17 protein-coding genes, 2 tRNA genes and 1 pseudogene are annotated in these 21,541 nt (G+C 70.6%); 6 read left to right on the top strand and 14 right to left on the bottom strand.

What is annotated here, in order from left to right:
• Positions 1-132 precede the first annotated feature (132 nt).
• The 4 genes from AB0G59_RS10105 (at position 133) to AB0G59_RS10090 (ending at position 3,929) form a co-directional block, all read left to right on the top strand.
• Entirely contained in the window at positions 133-1,077 is a 945-nt protein-coding gene (locus AB0G59_RS10105; protein WP_360909867.1) for a hypothetical protein, read from the top strand.
• 2 nt (positions 1,078-1,079) lie between these two features.
• Entirely contained in the window at positions 1,080-1,958 is an 879-nt protein-coding gene (locus AB0G59_RS10100; RefSeq protein ID WP_360909865.1) for a hypothetical protein, read from the top strand.
• Between the two features lie 83 nt (positions 1,959-2,041).
• Positions 2,042-2,941 (top strand): hypothetical protein, encoded by a 900-nt coding sequence (locus tag AB0G59_RS10095; RefSeq protein WP_360909863.1) that lies wholly within the window; start codon positions 2,042-2,044, stop codon positions 2,939-2,941.
• 97 nt (positions 2,942-3,038) lie between these two features.
• Positions 3,039-3,929 (top strand): hypothetical protein, encoded by an 891-nt coding sequence (locus AB0G59_RS10090; protein WP_360909861.1) that lies wholly within the window; start codon positions 3,039-3,041, stop codon positions 3,927-3,929.
• A gap of 81 nt (positions 3,930-4,010) precedes the next feature.
• Here AB0G59_RS10090 and clpX read toward each other — a convergent pair whose 3' ends face one another.
• The 5 genes from clpX to AB0G59_RS10065 form a co-directional block, all read right to left on the bottom strand.
• Positions 4,011-5,297: an ATP-dependent Clp protease ATP-binding subunit ClpX gene (clpX, locus tag AB0G59_RS10085; protein ID WP_086566545.1), complete on the bottom strand. Its 1,287-nt coding sequence runs from the start codon at positions 5,295-5,297 to the stop codon at positions 4,011-4,013.
• 219 nt (positions 5,298-5,516) lie between these two features.
• Positions 5,517-6,185 (bottom strand): ATP-dependent Clp protease proteolytic subunit, encoded by a 669-nt coding sequence (locus AB0G59_RS10080; protein ID WP_177337882.1) that lies wholly within the window; start codon positions 6,183-6,185, stop codon positions 5,517-5,519.
• Between the two features lie 54 nt (positions 6,186-6,239).
• The gene (locus AB0G59_RS10075) at positions 6,240-6,845 is read right to left on the bottom strand and encodes an ATP-dependent Clp protease proteolytic subunit (RefSeq protein WP_071963360.1); all 606 of its coding nucleotides are present in this window, start codon (positions 6,843-6,845) and stop codon (positions 6,240-6,242) included.
• 375 nt (positions 6,846-7,220) lie between these two features.
• Entirely contained in the window at positions 7,221-8,591 is a 1,371-nt protein-coding gene (tig, locus tag AB0G59_RS10070; protein ID WP_360909859.1) for a trigger factor, read from the bottom strand.
• 145 nt (positions 8,592-8,736) lie between these two features.
• A tRNA-Pro gene (locus AB0G59_RS10065) sits at positions 8,737-8,813 on the bottom strand.
• A gap of 177 nt (positions 8,814-8,990) precedes the next feature.
• Between AB0G59_RS10065 and AB0G59_RS10060 the strand changes: the two genes are divergently transcribed.
• Positions 8,991-9,064, top strand: a tRNA-Gly gene (locus AB0G59_RS10060).
• A gap of 51 nt (positions 9,065-9,115) precedes the next feature.
• On the opposite strand, the gene AB0G59_RS10055 is transcribed toward AB0G59_RS10060, so the two are convergent.
• Positions 9,116-9,310 (bottom strand): hypothetical protein, encoded by a 195-nt coding sequence (locus AB0G59_RS10055; protein WP_360909857.1) that lies wholly within the window; start codon positions 9,308-9,310, stop codon positions 9,116-9,118.
• Between the two features lie 254 nt (positions 9,311-9,564).
• Between AB0G59_RS10055 and AB0G59_RS10050 the strand changes: the two genes are divergently transcribed.
• Positions 9,565-10,644, top strand: a complete 1,080-nt coding sequence (locus tag AB0G59_RS10050) for an acyltransferase family protein (RefSeq protein WP_360909855.1) — start codon at positions 9,565-9,567, stop codon at positions 10,642-10,644.
• 49 nt (positions 10,645-10,693) lie between these two features.
• Here AB0G59_RS10050 and AB0G59_RS10045 read toward each other — a convergent pair whose 3' ends face one another.
• The 8 genes and pseudogenes from AB0G59_RS10045 to AB0G59_RS10010 all read right to left on the bottom strand — a co-directional run.
• Positions 10,694-12,133 carry a DUF6177 family protein gene (locus AB0G59_RS10045; RefSeq protein WP_360909853.1) on the bottom strand — a complete coding sequence of 480 codons (1,440 nt, stop codon included), beginning with the start codon at positions 12,131-12,133 and terminating at the stop codon, positions 10,694-10,696.
• On the bottom strand, positions 12,133-16,122 hold the full coding sequence (gene eccCa, locus AB0G59_RS10040; protein WP_360909851.1) for a type VII secretion protein EccCa: 3,990 nt from the start codon (positions 16,120-16,122) through the stop codon (positions 12,133-12,135). The genes AB0G59_RS10045 and eccCa overlap by 1 nt, the downstream gene beginning before the upstream one ends.
• Entirely contained in the window at positions 16,119-17,252 is a 1,134-nt protein-coding gene (locus tag AB0G59_RS10035; protein WP_360909849.1) for a MinD/ParA family protein, read from the bottom strand. The genes eccCa and AB0G59_RS10035 overlap by 4 nt, the downstream gene beginning before the upstream one ends.
• A 23-nt stretch (positions 17,253-17,275) precedes the next feature.
• Positions 17,276-18,664: a type VII secretion integral membrane protein EccD gene (gene eccD, locus AB0G59_RS10030; RefSeq protein ID WP_360909847.1), complete on the bottom strand. Its 1,389-nt coding sequence runs from the start codon at positions 18,662-18,664 to the stop codon at positions 17,276-17,278.
• A gap of 13 nt (positions 18,665-18,677) precedes the next feature.
• Complete coding sequence (locus tag AB0G59_RS10025) at positions 18,678-19,028, bottom strand: hypothetical protein (protein ID WP_360910013.1); 351 nt, start codon at positions 19,026-19,028, stop codon at positions 18,678-18,680.
• A 66-nt stretch (positions 19,029-19,094) separates the two neighbouring features.
• Entirely contained in the window at positions 19,095-19,637 is a 543-nt protein-coding gene (locus tag AB0G59_RS10020) for a hypothetical protein (protein WP_360909845.1), read from the bottom strand.
• Positions 19,638-19,839: 202 nt separating this feature from the next.
• Complete coding sequence (locus AB0G59_RS10015) at positions 19,840-20,610, bottom strand: hypothetical protein (protein ID WP_360909843.1); 771 nt, start codon at positions 20,608-20,610, stop codon at positions 19,840-19,842.
• A gap of 37 nt (positions 20,611-20,647) precedes the next feature.
• A pseudogene (locus AB0G59_RS10010) lies at positions 20,648-21,541 on the bottom strand (hypothetical protein); the annotation flags it as partial.

Here is a 21,541-nt window from a genome sequence, read left to right as displayed (position 1 = left end):
ATCAACAAATGGGTCTGGACGTCAACTGTTCCGAAACCGTTGCGGCCCCGGGGTAAAGCGCCGGTAAGGCGTCCGGAAGGATGGCGCAGAACTGACGCGAGAGTTCCCTCAGCGAAAGAGACGCAGACACCGATGAGCTTCAACCAGCCGGGCCCGTACGGCCAGCCTCCCCAGCCGCCGCAGGGCCCCAACCCCTACGGCCAGCCCGGCTACGGCTACCCCCAGCAGCCCCCCGCGGCCCCCGCCTACGGCCAGCAGCCCCCGCCGCCGTACGGCGCCCCCCAGCAGCCGGCCCCCGGCGGCTGGGGCCAGCAGCCCCAGGCCCCGGCCGGCTGGGGCCAGCAGCCGGGCATGCCGGGCCAGTACCCGCCGCCGATGCCGCCCCAGGGCGGCGGCAAGGGCAAGGCCATCGGGATCACGATCGGGGCGCTCGTGGTGGTGGGCGCGCTGGTGGGCGGTGCGGTGTTCTTCCTGGGCGGCGGGAGTGACGGCGATGTGAAGCCGTACACGATGGTGATGCCGGAGTCGCTGCTGGGCGGGAAGTTCACGAAGGCGTCTGCGACGACGCCGGACAAGCAGCCCAAGAGCATCGCCGATGACGCGGAAGCCAAGGCGATGGGCATCGAGAACGGCACGTCCGTCGGCTCGAGTTACACCAATGCCGAGAAGCAGGCGCTTTCGGTCAGCGGTGCCTACGGCACGGTCGCCGATCCCTCGAAGACGGTCGACGCGATGATCGCTTTGAGCGACAAGAAGCAGAAGGAGAACGCGGAGAAGTTCAAGGCAACCGTCGAGACGGTCACGCCCTGGACCGCGTTCTCGCCGAGTGGCTTCGACGGCGCGGTGATGAAGTGCAGGACGCAGAAGATCACCAGTTCCTTCGGCAGCATCTCGTCCTCGGCCGAGACCTCTGCCTGCATCTGGGGCGACAAGAGCGCACTGGGCGTCGTGCAACACCAGGTCAGCAAGAGCTCCGGCATGGCGGGGGCCGCCGGCGCCACCGGCAACGTCATGTCCGCCCAGGAACTTGCCGAAGCGACGGCCAAGATCCGCAACGAGGTCCGCAAGGAGAAGTAGCCATGAGCCACAACCAACCGGGCCCGTACGCCCCGCCGCCGATACCGCCCCAGCAGCCGAACCCGTACAACCAGGGCTTCGACCAGGGCTACCCCCAGCAGCCGGCACCCGGTGGCTGGGGCCAGCCCCAGGCCCCGGGGCCGTACGCCCAGTACCCGCCGCCGGTGCCGCCCCGGGGCGGCGGCAAGGGCAAGGCCATCGGGATCACGATCGGAGCGCTCGTGGTGGTGGGCGCCATCGTGGGCGGGGTCCTCTTCTTCACCGGTGGCAGCGACAGCGGCAACGGCGGTGGGGACGCCGGTGGCGGCGGGGCACCCGCCAAGATGGCGCCCTACACGATCGAGATGCCGCAGACGCTGCTGGACGGGAAGTACACCAAGAGCTCCACGTCCTCGGGCAAGGACTCCGAAGACCTCAGCAACGACGCGAAGGCCAAGGAGTTCGGCATCGCCAACGGGACCGGCAAGAAGGGTTCCTACGAGAACAGCGAGAAGCAGCGGCTGAAGGTGACGACGGTCTACGGCGACCTCGCCGACCCGGCGAAGACCGTGGACGCGTTGTTCGCCGACATGGAGAAGAGCCAGGCGAAGTACAAGGACCGCATCGAGACGGTGTCGGAGACCGCGGCGTACCGACCCCTCGGCTTCGACGGTGTGTCCCTCAAGTGCAAGACGCAGCGCGTCAAGAGCTCGCTCAGCAGTTCGACGGCGACCGACGTGAGCACCTGCATCTGGGGCGACGCCAGCGCGATGGGCATCGTCGAGCACCGGGTCACGAAGGGCTCGGGAAGCTCGTCCGAAGCCACCGGCGAGGTCATGTCCGCCAAGGACCTGTCCGAGGCCACCGCCAAGGTCCGCAGCGAGGTCCGCAAGGCGAAGTAGCCGGTAGAAGCGGCGCCGAGGGGCCATGGCAGGATTCGCGGGTTGTCCTCACCCGATCAGCCGAAGCCCTCAGGGGGACCCCGATGAGCCACCACCAGCCGGGCCCGTACGCCCCGCAGCCGATGCCGCCCCAGCAGCCGAACCCCTGGGGTCAGCCGCAGGCGCAGCAAGGGCAGCCCGGCTACGGGTACCCGCAGCAGCCCGGCCCGTACGGGGCGCCGCAGCAGCAGGCGCCGTACGGGTGGGGGCAGCAGCCGGGTGGGCCCGGCATGTATCCGCCGCCGGTGCCGCCGCAGGGCGGTGGCGCGGGCAAGGGCATCGCCATCGCGATCGGCGTCCTGGTGCTGGTGGGCGCCGTCGCGGGCGGCGGCTTCCTGCTGCTGGCCAGCCGTGGCGGAGGCACCAGCTCCGTGCCGGACGACGGCAAGCGGTACAAGCTCACCACGCCCGACACCGTCGCGGGTGAGTTCAAGAAGGACACCGAGGACCCCGGCGAGGGCTTCGACTCCGGCGACATGGCCGAGCTCCGCGCGCTGGGTGTGGCGGACGCCGAGACCACCGGTGCCGACTACAAGGCCGGCGACGGCGAGAGCGGCCGGTACCTGCAGTTCAGCGGCGCCTGGGGCAAGGTCAGGAACCCCGAGCGGGTGGTGGACGGCTTCTTCGAGGCCAGCAAGAGGAAGCAGCGCGCCGAAGGCGGCGGGACCGTGGAACTCGTGGGAAGCCCGCAGAAGATGACCCCGGCGGGGCTCGGCGACGCCGTGATGAAGTGCCAGAACGCCAAGTACGTGAACAGCAAGTTCAAGAACGGCGTCACCATGCCGATCTGCTTCTGGGCCGACCGCAGCACCGTCGGCGTCACCATCCTCACCGACGCGTCGGCGGCCCTGGCCACCAAGGACGTCCCCCTGAACGTGGCCGCCGACCTCACCGTGAAGGTCCGCACGGAGACCCGCGTCGAAATCCCGAAGCAGGCGAAGTGACCCAGCGGTAGCGGAAGAACACCCGGGAGCCACTCGAACGGGTGATCGCCCGCGAATGCCCGCACACACCCCCGCCCTGCGGTCATAACGTCAGGCCATGGTCACTTCACACCACGAGGCGGCTCACCGGATCTTTCAGGACCGTCCGGAGCTGCTCGCGCCAGTGTTCCGAATCCTGGACGTGCCGTTACCGGAGAAGGCATCCGTCGAGGTGCTCTCGGCGGATGCCACGGAGATCAGGCCGCTGGAGCGGCGCGTGGACAGCGTGCTGCGCATCAAGCCGCCCGACAACAGCAGCGGCTTCATCCTCGCCATCGAGGCACAGGGGCGCCGCGACCCGGACAAGTCAGTCAGCTGGGCGTACTACCTGTCGTTCCTGAAGGCCAAGTACGCCTGTCCCGCGCTGCTTCTCGTCGTCTGCCACGACAAGGCGACAGCCGATTGGGCGGCCGGCCCGTTCCGCCTCGGCCCCGAGGGCTGGACCGCGCTGTCAGTGCATCCGCTGGTCCTCGGGCCCGAGAACGTTCCAGTCATCACCAGTCCGGACCGCGCCGCCCGGAACCTGGCTCTGACGGCGTTCTCCGCCATGACTCATGCCCGCGAGCAGGAGGCTCCGGCCATACTGGAGGCACTGGCGAGCGCCCTGGCGTCCGCCGACCCGGAGTCCAACGCCTACTACTCGGAACTGTTGGAGATCGGCCTGGGGAACACCCCGGCGCGAGAGATCTGGAGGAAACTCATGCCGCGTACCTTCTTCCCCGGCCGTGGCACCCTCATCGAGGAGACGTGGCTGGAAGGCGAGGCCGAGGGCCGACTGAAGCAAAGTGCGCTGTCGGTGCTGCGTGTCCTGGAAAGCCGGGACATTCCCGTGTCACCCGCAGTCCGTGAGCGCATCATGACCTGCGCCTACATGGACACCTTGGGGTATTGGCTGGAGGCGGCTGTCACCGTATCCACTGCCGAAGAGATCTTCGTCCACGGCGGCTGAGTCCTCGCGATAAAGCGCTGAGGGGGGCGCCCCGCCAACAAGCCGGGCGCCCCCTCTCGTACGTCCGTAGAACCCCGAGCGCTACGCGCTCTTCTCGTGCCGCTCGCCCGGCTCGTTGCCCCGTGTGCGCGGGACCAGCGTCGGGTTGACGTTGGACTGGACGACGTCCGCCGTGATGACGACGCGGGCGACGTCCTTGCGGGACGGCACCTCGTACATCACCGACATCAGGACCTCTTCCATGATGGCGCGCAGGCCGCGCGCGCCGGTGCCGCGCAGGATCGCCTGGTCGGCGATGGCCTCGAGGGCCGGGCGGTCGAAGTCCAGCTCCACGCCGTCGAGTTCGAACAGCCGCTGGTACTGCTTCACCAGGGCGTTGCGCGGCTCGACGAGGATCTGGAGCAGCGCCTCGCGGTCGAGGTTGTGGACGGAGGTGATGACGGGGAGGCGGCCGATGAACTCCGGGATCATGCCGAACTTCACCAGGTCCTCCGGCATGACCTCCTGGAACTGGTCGCTGGCCTCGATCTCGCGCTTGGAGCGGATCGTGGCGCCGAAGCCGATGCCCTTCGCGCCGGCCCGGGACTCGATGATCTTCTCGAGGCCGGAGAAGGCGCCGCCCACGATGAACAGGACGTTCGTCGTGTCGATCTGGATGAATTCCTGGTGCGGGTGCTTGCGGCCGCCCTGGGGCGGGACGGAGGCCGTGGTGCCTTCGAGGATCTTGAGGAGGGCCTGCTGGACGCCCTCGCCCGACACGTCCCGTGTGATCGACGGATTTTCGCTCTTTCGGGCGACCTTGTCGATCTCATCGATGTAGATGATGCCGGTCTCGGCCTTCTTGACGTCGTAGTCGGCGGCCTGGATCAGCTTCAGCAGGATGTTCTCGACGTCCTCGCCGACGTAGCCGGCTTCCGTCAGGGCCGTGGCGTCGGCGATGGCGAACGGGACGTTCAGCATGCGGGCCAGGGTCTGGGCGAGCAGCGTCTTGCCGGAGCCCGTGGGGCCGAGCAGCAGGATGTTGGACTTCGCCAGCTCGATGCCGTCGTCGCGGTTGTGGCCGCCGTTCTCGCCGGCCTGGACACGCTTGTAGTGGTTGTAGACGGCGACGGACAGGGCCTTCTTCGCGGCCTCCTGGCCGACGACGTAGCCCTCGAGGAACTCGTAGATCTCACGGGGCTTGGGCAGCTCCTCCCAGCGCACCTCGGAGGTCTCCGCGAGCTCTTCCTCGATGATCTCGTTGCAGAGGTCGATGCACTCGTCGCAGATGTACACACCAGGACCCGCGATGAGCTTCTTCACCTGCTTCTGGCTCTTGCCGCAGAACGAGCACTTGAGCAGGTCGCCGCCGTCACCGATGCGTGCCACGAGGTGCTTCCCCTTCGCCTGGGATCCGCCTTGCTCTGCGGACCCGGGTGCTTGCCTATCGACGGTACCTTGCCGGGCCCCCCGTGCGGGCCCCCCTTGGCCCTACTCGGCCAAGGGAGAGCCCGTCGTCGGCGGCACGGTGGCCGAGACCGGACCGGCCGGAAGGACCGGCCGGGAGGGTCTGCCGGAGTGAACCGGCCGACCGGTGGGTGAGACCGGTCAGACCGTCACGGACGACTTGCGCGTCGAGACGATCTGGTCGACCAGACCGTATGCGAGCGCGTCCTCAGCGGTGAGGATCTTGTCGCGCTCGATGTCGTCGCGGATCTTCTCGATCGGCTGGGTGGAGTGCTTGGCCAGCATCTCCTCCAGCTGCGTGCGCATGCGCATGATCTCCTTGGCGGCGATCTCCAGGTCGGAGAGCTGCTCGCGGCCCGTCTGGCTGGAGGGCTGGTGGATCAGCACGCGGGCGTTGGGCAGGGCCATGCGCTTGCCGGGGGTACCGGCGGCGAGCAGGATCGCGGCGGCGGAGGCGGCCTGGCCCATGCAGACCGTCTGGATGTCCGGCTTCACGAACTGCATCGTGTCGTAGATGGCCGTGAGGGCCGTGAACGAGCCGCCGGGGCTGTTGATGTAGATCGAGATGTCGCGGTCCGGGTCCATCGACTCCAGGCACAGCAGCTGCGCCATGACGTCGTTGGCCGAGGCGTCGTCGATCTGGACGCCGAGGAAGATCACGCGCTCTTCGAAGAGCTTCGCGTACGGGTCGTACTCGCGCACGCCCTGCGAGGTGCGCTCGACGAAGCGCGGCACGACGTAGCGGGCTTCAGCCTGGGGGCCGGTGTAGAGGCCGCTGGGCGACGAGATGTTCATGCGGGTGTTCACCATCCTGATGGCGGTCGGTGGGCTGGAATACGGCTGTCGGCGGTCCGGCAGGGGGCGTCAGGCGCCCGTGCCGCCGCCGCCCGGAACACCAGCGGCGTGCGTGATGATCTCGTCGATGATCCCGTACTCCTTGGCCTCCTCGGCGGTGAACCAGCGGTCGCGGTCACCGTCGCGGATGATCGTCTCCACGGTCTGGCCGGTGTGCGCGGCGGTGATCTCCGCCATGCGCTTCTTGGTGCGGAGCAGCTGCTCGGCCTGGATCTTGATGTCCGTGGCGGTGCCGCCGAGGCCCGCGGAGCCCTGGTGCATGAGGATGTCGGTGTTGGGCAGCGCGAAGCGCTTGCCGGCGGTGCCGCCGGTCAGCAGGAACTGGCCCATGGAGGCGGCGAGGCCCATGCCGATGGTGACCACGTCGTTCGGGATGTACTGCATGGTGTCGTAGACCGCCATGCCGGCCGTCACCGAACCGCCGGGGCTGTTGATGTAGAGGTAGATGTCCTTGGTCGGGTCCGCGGCCAGGAGGAGCATCTGCGCCGTGATCTTGTTGGCGATGTCGTCGTCGACCTGCTGACCCAGGAAGATGATCCGCTCCCCGAGCAGCCGGTTGTAGACCTGGTCGCCGAGGCCACCACCGATGGCGATCTCACCGGCGGCGGAAGGCATCAGATTAGTCACGTATCCACCTGCTCGTCTCTGACGGCAACGGGCCGTCTCCGCGTCTTCTCTGGGGACCGGGGGATGGCGTGGCCGGAACGGTCCCGGCGCGCTGCCATGTCTCCCCTGCCCTCGTATCTACGGACCCTAACGCGCTGGTCGGCAGGCGCCATCCCGCATCAGTAACTGTTCGCTCTGAGCGCAGGTTCGGCCACTGCGCACAACGGCCCCGCAGGGAACAGGACGGGCCCGGCCGCGGGCCCCCGCCGGATGGCGGGGGGCTCACGTCCGGGCCCGTCCTGAACACGCTCGGTACGGGATCCGTACGAGGCCCGTACGGGACCCTTACGGGTCCGTACGGAGGACCTACGAGGGGAGCGGGGCTCAGGCCTCGGTCTTGTCCTCGGCGGCCTCGACCGTCTCGGCGGCGGCCTCGGTCTCGTCCTCGTCCTCGAGGTCGACGACCTCACCGTTGGAGTCCTTGACCGTGGCGGCCTCGACGACGGTCGCGAGGGCCTTGCCGCGGGCGACCTCGCCGACGAGCATCGGGACCTGGCCCTGCTCGACGACGGCCTGCGCGAACTGGTCGGGGCTCATGCCGGAGGACTGCGCACGGCGCATGAGGTGCTCGGTGAGCTCCTCCTGGCCGACGGAGACCTTCTCCTTGTTGACGATCTCGTCGAGGACGAACTGGGTCTTGATGCCCTTCTCGGCCTGCTCCTTGAGCTCGGCGTCGAACTCCTCGGCGGACTTGCCCTGCATCTCCAGGTACTTGTCCAGGGTCATGCCGATCTGGGCGAGCTGGTGGTTCTCGAGGTTGTGCTTACGAGTGTTGACCTCGTCCTCGAGCAGCTTCTCGGGCATCGGGACCTCGACGAGCTGCAGCAGCTCCTCGAGGACCTTCTCCTGGGCCTGGGTGGCCTGGTCGAACGTCTTCATCCGCTCGAGGCGCTTGCGGCTGTCCGCCTTGAGCTCCTCGAGGGTGTCGAACTCGCTCGCCATCTGGGCGAAGTCGTCGTCCAGCTCGGGCAGTTCACGGGCCTTGACGGACTTGACGTCGACCTTGATCTCGGCGTCCTTGCCCTCGGCGCTGCCGCCCTTGAGCTGCGAGGTGAAGGTGGCGGAGGCACCGGCCTCGAGGCCCTTGACGGCCTCGTCGATGCCGTCCAGCAGCTGGCCGGAACCGATGGTGTAGTCGACGTCGGACGCGACGCCGTCCTCCAGCACCTCGCCGTCGACCTTGGCCTCCAGGTCGACGGTGACGATGTCGCCCTCGGCGGCGGCGCGCTCGACGGGGGAGGTGGTCGCGAAGCGCTCACGCAGCTGCTCGACCGACTTCTCGACGTCCTCGTCGGTGACCTCGACCGCGTCGACGGTGACCTCGATGCCGGAGTAGTCCGGGATCTCGAGGGTCGGGCGGACGTCGACCTCGGCGGTGAAGGCCAGCAGCTCGCCGTCCTTCAGCTCGGTGATGTCGACCTCGGGCTGACCCAGCGGGTTCAGGTCGGCCTCGTTGACCGCCTCGGTGTAGAACTTCGGAAGCGCGTCGTTGACGGCCTCCTCCAGCACGGCACCACGGCCGAAGCGCTGGTCGATGACGCGCGCCGGGATCTTGCCCGAGCGGAAGCCCTTCACCGTGACCTGCTGGTTGATCTTCTTGTACGCCGCGTCGAGGCTGGCCTTGAGCTCCTCGAAGGGCACCTCGACAGTGAGCCGAACCCGAGTCGGGTTCAGGGTCTCCACGGCGCTCTTCACGGTTCGGTCTCCTTGGGGCTGACTTCTGGGTTTCTGCTGCTCAGCGGGTGCTGATGTTCAGCGGACCGCGCCCGGTAGGAAGACACACAGACGCGCAGCTTGCATAGTAACCGCAAGCAGGATGGGCCCCACAATGTGATCTTGCTGGTCGGGGTGGCCGGATTCGAACCGACGACCTTCCGCTCCCAAAGCGGACGCGCTACCAAGCTGCGCCACACCCCGTCGGTGCGAGACGTAGGGTACATGCCCGGGAGGGCGTCGGTTGCCGCATTCGGGGCACTGGCACCCGGCCGTCGGTGGCGCGATCCGCCCGCAGCGCGGGGGTGATGTGCGACGCACCACCCCGACCCGCTACGATGCACAACGTGCCGCACCACTTCCGGGTGTTCGACGGCGCACGCGGGCGTAGCTCAATGGTAGAGCCCCAGTCTTCCAAACTGGCTACGCGGGTTCGATTCCCGTCGCCCGCTCCACCGCAACGCCTCCGGCCTTCGCCGGGGGCGTTCTGCGTTGCCCGGGAGACATCAGAGCTTGATGTTGCTTATCGTCACCGCGAGCGAGTTCAGGAACCTCGTGATGGACGGCGCCATGCCCGTGGAGGCGAGGAAGAACCCGAAGAGGATGGCGACGATCGCCGGGCCCGCCTTGATGTTGTTGCTACGGATCATCACCACCAGGACGATGGCCAAGAGCAGCACCACGGACAGTGAAACGACCACGACTGATCACACCTTCGCTCGGAAACGCCTGGCCGGGCCCGGGAGCCATGCCCTTCCGCACGCCCCCCACTCGCAACCATCGTGCCACCAACTCGCCGTCCTGGGCGATGCCGTGACGATTCATCGGGGTATTACCAGGGGTTCTTGACGGAGGGTTCCGGCCGGAATCCACGCGGACGGAGCAGTTGTCGGACCGGTCGGCGACCCGGGGACGGGGGTTCCACGAGATCACCCACCGGGCTAGGGTGCCTCGGATGTCCCCCACAGCCACCCCTGCCACGGTGGTCACAGCGCCCGGTCCGGCCACGGCCGGCGCCACCGCCCCCACGGGGCGCGACCCCTTCTTCGACAACGCGAAGTACCTGGCGATCGTGCTGGTCGCCCTCGGTCACGCGTGGCAGCCGCTCACCTACACCAGCCGTACGGCGACAGCGCTGTACTACACGGTCTACGCCTTCCACATGCCGGCGTTCATCCTCATATCCGGCTACTTCTCGCGTAGCTTCGATCTGAGTCCCGCCAAGGTCAAACGTCTGGTCACGGGCGTCGTCGTGCCGTACGTGGTCTTCGAGGTCGCCTACACGTACTTCCAGCACTGGGCGGAGGACGATGCTCCGCCGGAGTCGATCTCGCTGACCAACCCCTGGTACCTGAACTGGTTCCTGGCGGCGCTGTTCGTCTGGCGGCTGACCACACCCATCTGGAAGGCGATCCGCTGGCCGGTGCCGGTCGCCCTGGTGATCTCCGTCCTGGCCGCGGTCTCCCCCGACATCGGCAGCGACTTCGACCTGCAGCGGGTGCTGCAGTTCCTGCCCTTCTTCGTGATCGGCCTGCACCTGGAGCGCCACCACTTCGACCTGGTGCGGCGGCGCTGGGTGCGGATCGCCGCGGTGCCGGTCTTCGCCGCGGTGATCGCGGTGAACTACTGGCCGCCGCCGCAGCTGAACACCGAGTGGTTCTTCCACAACGACAGCGCCCAGGGCCTGCACGAGCCGGCCTGGACCGCCCCGGTCGCCCTCCTCGCCCTCTTCGCCTGCGCCGCCGTGCTCACGGCCTGCTTCCTGGCGTGGGTGCCGCGCCGGAGGATGTGGTTCACCGCGCTGGGCGGCGGGACCCTGTACGGGTTCCTGCTGCACGGCTTCCTGATCAAGCTCTCGCGGTGGTGGGAGTGGTACGACGCCGCCGAGTGGATCCGCCGGCCGGTGGGCGGGGTCGTGGTGACGGTGCTGGCGATCGGGATGATGACCGTGCTGTGCACCGCCCCCGTGCGGCGGGTGTTCCGCTGCGTGGTGGAGCCGCGGATGGACTGGGCGTTCCGCACCTCCGCCAAGTGAGGCGCGGGCCGTGCGCGCGGGGCCGTGGGCGGTCCCGCGCGCGGGGCCGTCAGCCGGCCGCCCCGGCGAAGTCCTCCCCGCCCGACCTCAGGTAGTGCATGAGGGTCTTCATGGCCTCCCAGCCCTCCGGGCCCTCGCCGTCGCCCAGCCCGTAGTAGTAGCCGGGCCGGGACGCCGGGCCGAGCCGCACCGGGGCCTCGCGGAGCGGCGTGCGGGACGCGTGGGCCCTGCCCACCTCCCGCACCTCCTCGGATCCCAGGGCGAAGCCGACCGGCACCGGCGGCAGCTCCAGGCGGGGCGGGACGCTCAGGTCCCGGCCCGCCTCGCGCAGCTGGCACACCAGCGACGCCAGCCCGTACCGGGTCACGAGCTCGTCCGCCAGCGCGGGCAGCTCCGCGAGGGGCACCTCCTCGCCCGGGCCGTAGCCCAGGGTGAGGGTGACGTCCTCCTCGACGCCCTTGGGGGTGCGGATGACCCGCAGGGTGGCGAAGGCCGGGCGGTCGGGGTGGCCGACGACCGCGGTCCAGGTGGGCCGGGGGGCGCGCTCGTAGGCCAGGTCGGTCAGCTGCCGCCGCGACCACGGCACGTTCACCGGTTCGGCGGTGCTCCAGCCCGCCGGCGGGGCGCCGGTCAGCTTCCGCCAGACGGTCTCCAGGGCCCCGCCGAGGACGAGGTCGGCCTCGGGTGCGTGGACGGTGCGGAAGGAGACGATGAGCCTGCGCTCGTCGGTGGGCCGCAGGTCGGCGAAGGACTCGGCGACCGGGGTCTCGCCGCTCTCGTCGCGGTCGGGTACGAACGCGCCGTCCTCCCAGCGCAGCACCGCGCCGGACGTCCCGTCGTAGTAGCCGCACCGTTCGTCCTGGACGACCCAGCGCGTGGGCGCGTCGAGCACCGATCGCAGGGCCGGGGAGATGCGGCAGTGGCCGGGGGTGACGATCTGCAGGCCGCGGTCGCTCTCCAGCGCGGCGCGCAGCGCCTCCGACAGCCAGCTGGTCATCGGGACGACCGGCCGGTCCTGCAGGACGATGGCCGTGCGCGGGGTGAGCATGTCGACCGCCGGCTGGGCGGCCGCGGGGGCCGGTACGGCGGTGATGCCGGAGGTGTCGACGGGGTGGGCGGGGTCGGTGGTGCCGGGGACGTCCGGCGGCCAGATCGTCCCGCCCAGCATCATGGTCAGGCGGGCCGCGAAGGCCCCGGCGAGCTCCTCGGCCTGGGGCACGGAGGTGGCGGCGCGGGCCTCGATCCACCAGGCCGTGCCGGAGGCCGGCTCGGCGTCGGGTCCGAGCAGCCGGGCGGCCTCGCCCGGCACCTGGAGCAGCATGGGCGCCTCGATGGAGACGAGCGGCCGCCCCTCGGCGTTGCACAGCTGCACCACGGCCCCGTCGCCGAGGGTCCGTACCTGCAGGTCGGGGCCGCCGGAGAGGAGGCCCGCGAGCATGCTCACGGTGTCGGGCATCCGCTCGGTGAGCGCGATCACGTCTTTGGTCATCAGATGTCCTTGTCGCCGTCGTCCTCGGCCAGCGCCGTCTGGATCAGCCGTGTGGTCTCGCCCCGGCGCACGAGGGTGCCCCGGCCGGGCGGCTGGGCGCTGGCGTACACCCCGGGGAAGAGCTGGCCCTCCTGCCGGTCGCCGGTCATGACGACCGCGGTCGTACCGCTCTCGCGGAGCGTCATCAGGAACGGCTCGTACAGCGCCCGGGAGGAGCCCGCGACGCGTCGGGTGACGACGAAGTGCAGGCCGATGTCCTGTGCGGAGGGGATGAACGGCAGGAACGGCGCGAGCGGTTGCTGGCCGGCGGTGGTGAGGATGTCGTAGTCGTCGATGAGGATGACGATGCGCGGGCCCGAGTACCAGGTGCCGGAGGCGAGGGCGTCCTGGGCGGCGAGGTCGTCGGGCATGCGCTTCTCGAGCTCGGTGGCGATGCCGGTGGCCAGGGCGCCGCAGAGCTTGGAGTTGTGGGCGTAGCCGCCGCGGTACTCCTCGGGCACCAGCTTGCGCAGGCCGCGGCGGGGGTCCATGACCGCGAAGACGATCTCCTCGTCGGAGTAGCGCTCCATGAGCCCCTGGGTGACCAGGCGCAGCAGGTTGGTCTTCCCGCACTCGCTGTCGCCGAGGATCATCAGGTGCTGGTCGCGCTTGAAGAGGTCGAGCAGGACGGGCGCGAGCGCCGTCTGGTCCACTCCGAGGGGCACCCGGTTGGGCTCGGCCGTCACCGACGGCAGGGAGGCGGCGGGGATGCGCGCGGGCAGCACCCGGACCCGCTGGGCGCCGTCGCCGGACCAGGCCGAGCGGATCACCATGGCCGCCTGTTCGACGGCCGGGCCCAGCTCGGTGGTGGAGGCGAGGGCGTCGATGCGGGGCAGCGCGGTCTGGGCGAAGAGCTTGCCGTCGGTCAGGACGCGGCCCTTCTCGTCCGGGCCCAGGGTCTCGGCGAGCTTGCGGTCGATGCTGGAGTCGCCGGGGTCGTTCAGGCGCAGTTCGACGCGGGTGCCGAACATGGCCTGGGTGGCGATGCGGACGTCGTTCCAGCGCAGCATGCCGGCCACGACGTGGATGCCGTAGCCGCCGCCGCGCTTGAGCAGGTCGGTGACCGCGTCCTCGATCTCCTCGAAGTCGTCGCGCAGGGCGCCGAAGCCGTCGATGATCAGCACGATCTCGGTGGAGGACAGCTCCGGCAGGCGGCCCTCGGCGCGCAGCTCGCGCAGGCGCTCGACGGAGTCGATGCCGTGCTCGCGGAAGAGCTCCTCGCGGGCGGCGAGCATGCCGCGGACCTCTTCGACGGTGCGGGCGGCGCGTTCGCGGTCGGCGCGGCCGGCGATGCCGCCGACGTGCGGGAGTCCGGCCAGGGCCGCGAGGCCGCCGCCGACGAGGTCGAGTCCGTAGATGCCGACCTCGCGCGGGGTGTGCGTCATGGCCAGGGAGAGGGCCAGGGTGCGCAGGAGGGTGGTCTTGCCGGACTGGGGGCCGCCGATGACGGCGGCGTGGCCGCCGGCGACGGTCAGGTCGAGGACCCACTGGCCCTGCCACTGCTTGGCCGGGTCGTCGAGGAGGCCGAGCGGCACCTTGAGCGGGCCGGGCCGTACGGCGAGCTGGAGGCCGCGCACGCCGGCCTGGACAGGGCCGGCCGAGGCGTCCAGGGCGATGGCCTTGGGCAGTGGCGGCAGCCAGATGGCGCGGGTGGGGGCGGCGGCGCCGCGCAGCTGGTCGACGACGACGGACATGGTGGTGGGGCCGGGGTTGCGGTGGCGCATGGACGGTTCCGCGTCGCCGGCGGCCGTCTCGGGCTCGCCGAGTGTGTTGAAGTCCGGGTAGGGCAGGACGACGGGGCCGCCGTCCTCTTCGGTGGGCAGCGCGGGGCCGCGGTAGGGGCCGGAGACGAAGCTGGCCTTGAACCGCTCGTAGGCGCTGGTGTCGACCTTGAGGTAGCCGAAGCCGGGGATGGGCGGCAGGTGGAAGGCGTCTGTGGTGTCCAGGACCGTGCGGGACTCGTCGGCGGAGAAGGTGCGCAGGCCGAGCCGGTAGGAGAGGTAGGTGTCCAGGCCCTTGAGCTTGCCGCCCTCGATGCGCTGGCTGGAGAGCAGCAGGTGCACGCCGATGGAGCGGCCGATGCGGCCGATGGACAGGAACAGGTCGATGAAGTCGGGCTTGGCGGTGAGCAGCTCGCCGAACTCGTCGATGACCACGAAGAGGTGGGGCAGCGGGTCGAGGTCGGGGCGGGTCTCGCGCAGGGCGGCGTAGTGGCCGATGTCGGCGATGTTCCCGGCGTCCTTGAGGACCTGCTGGCGGCGCTGGACCTCGCCGGCGAGGGAGGAGTGGACGCGCTCGACGAGGCCGGCCTGGTTCTCGAGGTTGGTGATGACGCCGGCGACGTGCGGCAGGTCGGCGAAGGGGGCGAAGGTGGCGCCGCCCTTGTAGTCGACGAGGACCATGGCGAGGTCCTCCGGCGGGTGCGAGGCGACGAGGGCCAGCACCAGGGTGCGCAGGAGTTCGCTCTTGCCGGAGCCGGTGGCGCCGACGCACAGGCCGTGCGGGCCCATGCCGAGTTCGGAGGATTCCTTCAGGTCGAGCAGGACGGGTTCGCGGCTGTCGCTGACGCCGATGGGGACGCGCAGGAAGGCGCGTTCGCCGCGGGGCCGCCACAGGGAGGCGACGTCGAGTGCGGCCGGGTCGTCGATGCCGAGCATTTCGGCGAAGTCGACGGGGCCGGACAGGGGTGCGTCGACGAGGGACTCGGCGGACAGGCGCAGGGGGGACAGCAGGCGGGCGAGTCCTTCGGCGCCGGCGGCGGTGGCGCGGTCGCTGGTGCCCTCGGAGGTGAGGGGCTCGGCGGGGCGCAGGTCCTCGATGTGGACCTGGTCGCCGTCGACGGTGATGCGCAGCGAGACCTGGCCGGGTTCCTGGACGCGCTCGGCGACCAGGTGCAGCACGGTGACGCCCATGTCCCGCAGGGTCACGGCGTCGTCGGGGCGGGGCAGTTCGTGGGCGTCCTCGCCGTACTCGTCGCTGACGACCAGCAGCCGGCCGGCCATCTCGAGGGCGTCCTTGCCGGACAGGCCGCGGCGTACCTCGGCGGCGTAGGAGGCGCGGGCGCGCAGGTCGCGGCTCATCAGGCGGGCGAGCGGGGCCAGGGCGGGGGCGATGCGGCGGGCGTTGACGGGCCCGTCGTGCTCCTCGGGGTCGAGGGTGTGGGGCAGCCACTTGATCCAGGCCCAGTCGTCCATGCGGTCGCCGGGGCAGGCGAGGGCGAAGGCGACGTCGTCGGGGGCGTGGGCGACGGCGGCCTGGGTGAGCAGGGCGCGCACGACGCGCAGGACGCCGTCGCGGTCGCCGACGACGCTGATGTTGCCGGCCCGGTCGAGGGGGACGGTCAGGGGCAGGTCGGCAGCAGTGGAGAATCGATTCTTCAGCGCCCCGGCCTCATTGAGCATGAACCGGTCGGGCGGGGTGAGGACGCTGCTGCCCTGCTCACCGATGGTCAGCTGCCGGGCGGGCATCCGGCCGGTGCCCACGCGGACGCGCAGGAAGTCGCCGTCCAGGCGGCGCCGCTCCCACAGCCGGGCCGGGTCGCGCACGAGGTCGTAGAGCGCCTCGGGCGGCGGGTCGAGCAGCCGGGCGGCCTCACGGCGCTCGCGCTCCTCGGCGCCGAGCTCCTCGCGCAGCTCCTCGAGGTACTCCAGATAGCGCTCGCGCTGCTGGCGCCGGGTGCGCTGGGCCTTGCCGCGCTGGGACAGCAGCATGCCGACCGAGCCGATGACGGTGACGACGAGGACGATCGCGCCGAGCCCGGCGAACTGGCTGTTGCGCACCATCGTCATCATCACGACGGAGCTCATCACGCCCGCGATGGGCATGAGGGTGTGCAGGGCGCCGCCCGTCTTGCCCTCCGGCAGGTTGGGCGGCGGCTCTATGGTGCGTGCCTCGGGGGCCGCCAGGGGCCGGGTGGTCCGGGCGGGGCGGTGGACTATGCGGGTGGTCATCGGGTGCTTCGCCTGCTCATGGCTCGGGTGAGGACGTCGGCGGCGAGCTCGGTGACGGCCTCGCGGGTGGCCTGGCCGAGCAGGTCGGTGTGGATCCGGCCGCCGGTGGCGAGGTGCCGGTCGTAAGGGAGGGTCAGCACCTTCACGCCGTCGACCCTGAGGTGTTCGCTCGCCGCGGTCACGTCAAGCGTCATATGGGGGGACGACGCGGCGACGAGCACCACGGTTCCCTCCAGCAACCGGGGCCTGCCCAGCGAGACCATCCAGTCCAGCACCGCGCGGGTGCTGGTGATGCCCTCGGCGGTGGCCGGGGTGACCAGCACCCGGGCCTGGGCCGCGGCCAGGGCCGTGCGGGAGAGTTCGCTGGGGAGGGTGTCGCAGTCGACGACGGTGATGCCGAAGTAGCGGCGCAGGGCGACCATCACCGAGCGGTACTCGTCGAGCTCCAGCCGGTTGCCGACCCGGCCCTGGCTGCCGGGCAGCAGCCAGCCCCGGTCGGGGAGCTGGACGAGATAGCCGACGACGTCGTTCAGCTGCATCGACGGATCGAGGATCCGGGCCAGGTCGCTGGTGGTCCAGCGCACCTTGGTGGCACCGAGCCGGGCCGGGAGCGTGCCCAGCGCGGGGTCGGCCTCCAGCATCAGCACGGGGTCCTGGCGGTAGTGCGCGTACGTACGGCCGAGCAGCGCGCTCACGGTCGTCTTGCCCGCGCCGCCGCGGATGCTGGTGACGACGATCTGACGGCCCGTGGTGAGCGGCTGCTGCAGCGCCTGGGCGACGCGGGTCGCCTCCTCCACCTCGCGGGTGGCGGAGGAGCCGACGAGGCGGCGCAGCGAGCGGGAGGTCCGCTTGGCGGCGGAGTCCCCGCTGAGCGGCTTGCCCTTGATCAGCTCCTCGGGGAGCGGGAGCTCCATGGTGACGGGCGTGGGCAGGGGCCTCGGGGCCGGTACGGGCCGGGGGTCGGCGACGGCCCCCGGGGCCGCGTCGGCCACCGGGGGTGCGGTCGCGGGCGGGGCGGCGGGGGCGTCCTGCTCGCCCGCCCCCTTCGCCTCGTCCGTCTCTTGCTTGAGGCTGTCCGTCACGCCGCGCAGGTTGCGCAGCACGTCGCCCTGCCAGTCGTCCTGGGCCATGCGTCTCTCCTGGAACTCCTGGGTCAGAACTGGTGGAGCAGGCGCACGTAGACGCCGAACACCCCGACCGCGAGCGGGAACAGCGCGATCACACCGATGGTCTCGACGAGGTCCACGGCGCGGCGCAGCCGGACGCCGACGTGTTCCGGCAGCCGGACGGCCAGCGCGGCCAGTGGCGCGACCGCCACGACGCACAGCGCGGCCAGCGGCCCGGCCGGGGTACCGGGGATGTGGTCGATCCAGAGCACCGCGAGGCGTACGAGCAGCACCAGGGCGGCGGCCAGCAGCACCACGACCTCGGCGACGAGCGGGAAGGCCCGGGACCGGGAGAGCAGGACGACGGCGAGCACGGCCGTGAGCAGGACCGTCCACCACGTGGGCGCGGTGACGGCCAGCATCCCGCCGCCGACCGCGGACGCCGCGACGACAACTGTGGCCAGGGCCAGCCCGCGGTGGGTGGCGGCCAGTGCGGTCTCCACCTGGTGCCGGCTGACGGAGGCGCCGCCGGAGCGGCGGTCGTCGAGCCCGGTGAGACCGGCCGCCATCAGCGCCAGACGCGGCAGCAGACCGAGGACGACCACGGAGACGACGGCCATGACGGAGCCGACGCGGGCCGGTTCGTCCTGGAGCAGCGCGACGCCCTCCCACGCCCCGGCGGTCGCCACGATCGCCGCGGCGCCGATCAGTCCGCCCTTGCCGAGCGGCGAGAACAGTCCGAGGAGCGCGAGCGTCACGGCCAGCGCACCGGCCACGGCGGCGAGCCGTGCGGGCCCGGACCAGGCGTGCGCGTCGGCGGCGGTCCACGCGGCGAGGAGGCCGAGCGCGCCGCCGGTGAGCATGAGGGTGGTGCCGAGTTCACGGCCGGCGGGGGCGCCGCCCCGCTCCTCGCGGGCCTTCCGGCCGCCGAGGGCCGCGGAGACGGCACCGACGGCGGCGACGAGCGCGGCGATCCCGGCGAGGCCGCCGGCCACGGCGGCCGCCCCGAGGCTGTCGCGCGCGAGCACTCCGGCGGTCAGGGCCAGCACGATCGTGGCGAGGCTCGCGGTCCACTGCCGGGCCGCGGGACGCCAGCGCCAGGCCCGTACGTCCAGGTCCTCGGCGAGCTCGTCGGTGACGTCGTGCACGACGGGCGCGGAGGGCGCGTCGTGCACGCGGACGAGCCGGAGCAGCGCGCCGTCGGGCACGCCGGCCTCGGCAAGGGTGCCGTCCTGCGGCAGAACCGTTCCGTCAGCGGTGATCAGGTGTCGTGCGGCCGGACGGTCGCCGACCTTGTCGCCCAACAGCCGCAGGACGTCGGGAAGGAGCCGCCCGATGGGCTCGTCCGCGGGCAGCACGAGATCCACCCGGCGGCGGTCGCCGACGAGCGTCACCCTGCTCAATTCCGTACGCTGCTTCGCCCCCACGCTCACCACGCGGCAGAACCTATCACTGGGCCGGCTCCGTCACTTTGTGCGTTCCTTTCGGATTTTTCGCCGATTTCGTGTGCGAGGGGGACGGCGAAGGAGACAACGACGGTGACGGCGTCACCTGCGGCGCATAGCGCTGCTGTTGCTGCTTCTGCTGCTCTTTCTGCTTGGCGAGGGTGTGCTGGATGAACGACCACCCCACGCACCCCGCGCACAGCACCGCCGCGATGGCGATTCCCGCGAATATCTTGCCCAGCCTTTCGTCCGCCGTACGGCGGGCCCGCTGGGCGCCGAAGAGCAGGGCATCACGCATCCGCCGGCGTCGTACCGACACCGACTCCAGCAGCTGACTGTCGTAATCCTTCGCCATCATTCCCCGCTCTGCCGGCTCGGTTGAACCGGTATGGACGGTAGGGACCGGGTGGGCCTTACGGGCCTACGAACCCCGGGCGATCTGAAAGGCCATGAACGCCAGCCAGAGCACCGGGATCAGCGCACCCCAGACGGCGGGCCGCCGGCGCAGCGGCAGACCGGGGTCCAGCTGCGGGCCGGGCTGACCGGGGACCGGGGGCGGGAGCTTATTGAGCTTGACCCTGACGAATACGTTCCAAAGGAGCGTCAACGGGGTCAGGATGACCAGGGAGAGGGGGCTCCACCAGCCCTGCAGCAACGTTTTACCGGTCATGTCCCGCAGCACGGACGTCCCGCAATTGCGGCAGAACGGCCCCTTGAGACTCAGGAACCGCATCATGATCAAAATGCCCTGGTGCCCGCGAACGGTCGTCTCGACGGCGGGGAAACCGCCGCAGAGGCGGCAGTAGGCGCCCTGCGGCGCGTGCCCCTGAAAGCCCTGCTGGAACTGGGGCTGGGACTGGGGCGGAAATCCGGGCTGCGGCTGGAACGGCTGCTGCCCCGGAATGGACTGCTGTGCCGGAATCGGCTGTTGTGCCGGAAACGGCTGCTGCGGCGGAGTCGCCACGAATGTCCCCCGAATCATTCACTTCACGTCGGAACGGCGCGGGCATGACACGCACCGTTCGCCATGACTATCAACAATTGCCGGGGAAACGCAAAGCGCCGCCGGCATTGCGCAGATGACCGGCGAATGCCGCACCCTCGCGACCTCGTCCCGGCGGGTCCTCGAAGAGGGAACCCGCCGGGCCCGGGTCGACGCGGTCCGCTCAGACCCCGTTCAGCGTCTCGCGGACCTGCTGCTGCACCTTCTCGTCGCCGATCGACATCAGGTACTCGCCGAACTGCCGGCCCTCCGGGCCCTTGGCCCGGCCGACGACGGGGACGGCGTGCTTCAGCGCGCGGGGGTGGGAAGCGACGTTCAGCACGCTCATGGCCAGTTCCACGCCCAGGGGGCCGTCGACGGCCGACACCCCGCTCGCCAGGTCGACCAGCTGCGTGGAGAGCTCGAAGCGGTACTTCTCCCCCGCGGCCAGAGAGCGCACGCCCCGGCCGACGACCTCCTTGATGTCGTCCAGCAGCGCCAGCATCGTGGCGCTGTCGAACAACTCGCCCAGCTTGTCCTCGAAGTACTCGCTGTCGGCGAGCCGCACCAGAGCGCGGGCGGCCTCCAGGCGCAGCCCCTCGGTCCCCTTCTCCTGCGTCAGGTCCCGGTCGGCCACGGCGTCCGCGAGCTGCGCGAACGTGCAGTCGACGGAGAACTTGCGGTCGATCGAGAAGTCGTACCAGGGCGTGTTCCGGGGGTCCGCGGCAGCCCGCAGTACCGCCTCGTACCCGGCCGCCTCGCCCCAGTACGTCAGCGCCACGCAGGCCAGGAAACGCTCGATCTCCGGCTCGGCGGGGTCGTTCATCAACTCGACGAGCCCGGGGACGCGGTCCCGGTGTCCGGGCTCGTCGAAGGCACCGTAGATCACGTCGTCGATGTCCGATGTCGGCTCGCCGTCGAAATCCGTGCCGAGCAATTCACTGAAGCGGGTCATGAGTGGCATCCTTTCGCATTCCGCCCGTCGGTCGTCGTCACGGTCCGGTGATGTATTCCTTCGGCACGACGCCCTTGATGAGCCACTCCGAGTCCCGGCGTGTGTGCATCATGTCCTTCATGCGCTGCGCGAGGCTCTTCGTCTTGGCCTTGCCCAGGCCGAGCTCCTTGGCCATCTCGGCGGCCTTCGCGTCGATCACGTCGTGCGGGGTGTCCCGCGGGACGGTGAGGTCCACGTGCCGGCCGGCGGTCTTGTCGGCGGCCTGCTGGATCGCCTCCTCGACCTCCTTCGGCGAGTAGACCTCCACGCCCTTGACCTTGCCCTTGGCTATGTCGTCCACGAGCCGGGGCAGATCGATCTGGATCTTCTGGCCGCCGTAGTCCTTGGCGTTGGCGCCGTCCTCACTGGTCGAGGTGTAAGGACTCTCCGACTTCTTCGGCTCACGCCCCACGATGTGGTCGACGATCGACGCGTCACCGTGCGGGTTGGCGGGCACGAGGTCGCCGTCCTCGTTGAGGTAGCTCTTGCGCTGACCCTTGCTGTTGTGGGTGTCCGAGAAGTCCGCGTCGTGACGCTTGATCTTCGGGACCTCGCCGTCGGGCCCGGGCTTGTACGTGCCGGGCGGCGTGTGGTCGCCGGAGCCGGAGTCACCGGTGCCGGAGTCCCCGCCCTTGCCGGCGTCATCGCCGGAGCCGCCGCCGGTCCCGGTACCGGCGTCATCGCCGGTGCCCTTGCCGGCATCGTCGCCGGTGCCCTTGCCGGCGTCATCGCCGTGACCCTTGCCGGCGTCATCGCCGTGACCCGCGCCGGAGCCGGCGTTGTCGCCGGTGCCACCACCGTGGCCGCCGCCCGAGCCCTTGCCGGCGCCGGAGCCGGCGTCCTTGCCCGCGCCGGAGCCGGTGTCGGTAGAACCGGAGCCCTTACCCGCACC

It is taken from the genome of Streptomyces sp. NPDC021096 (genome assembly GCF_040641275.1).
GTDB lineage: Bacteria > Actinomycetota > Actinomycetes > Streptomycetales > Streptomycetaceae > Streptomyces.
This window is presented reverse-complemented; position numbering and strand designations above follow the sequence as displayed.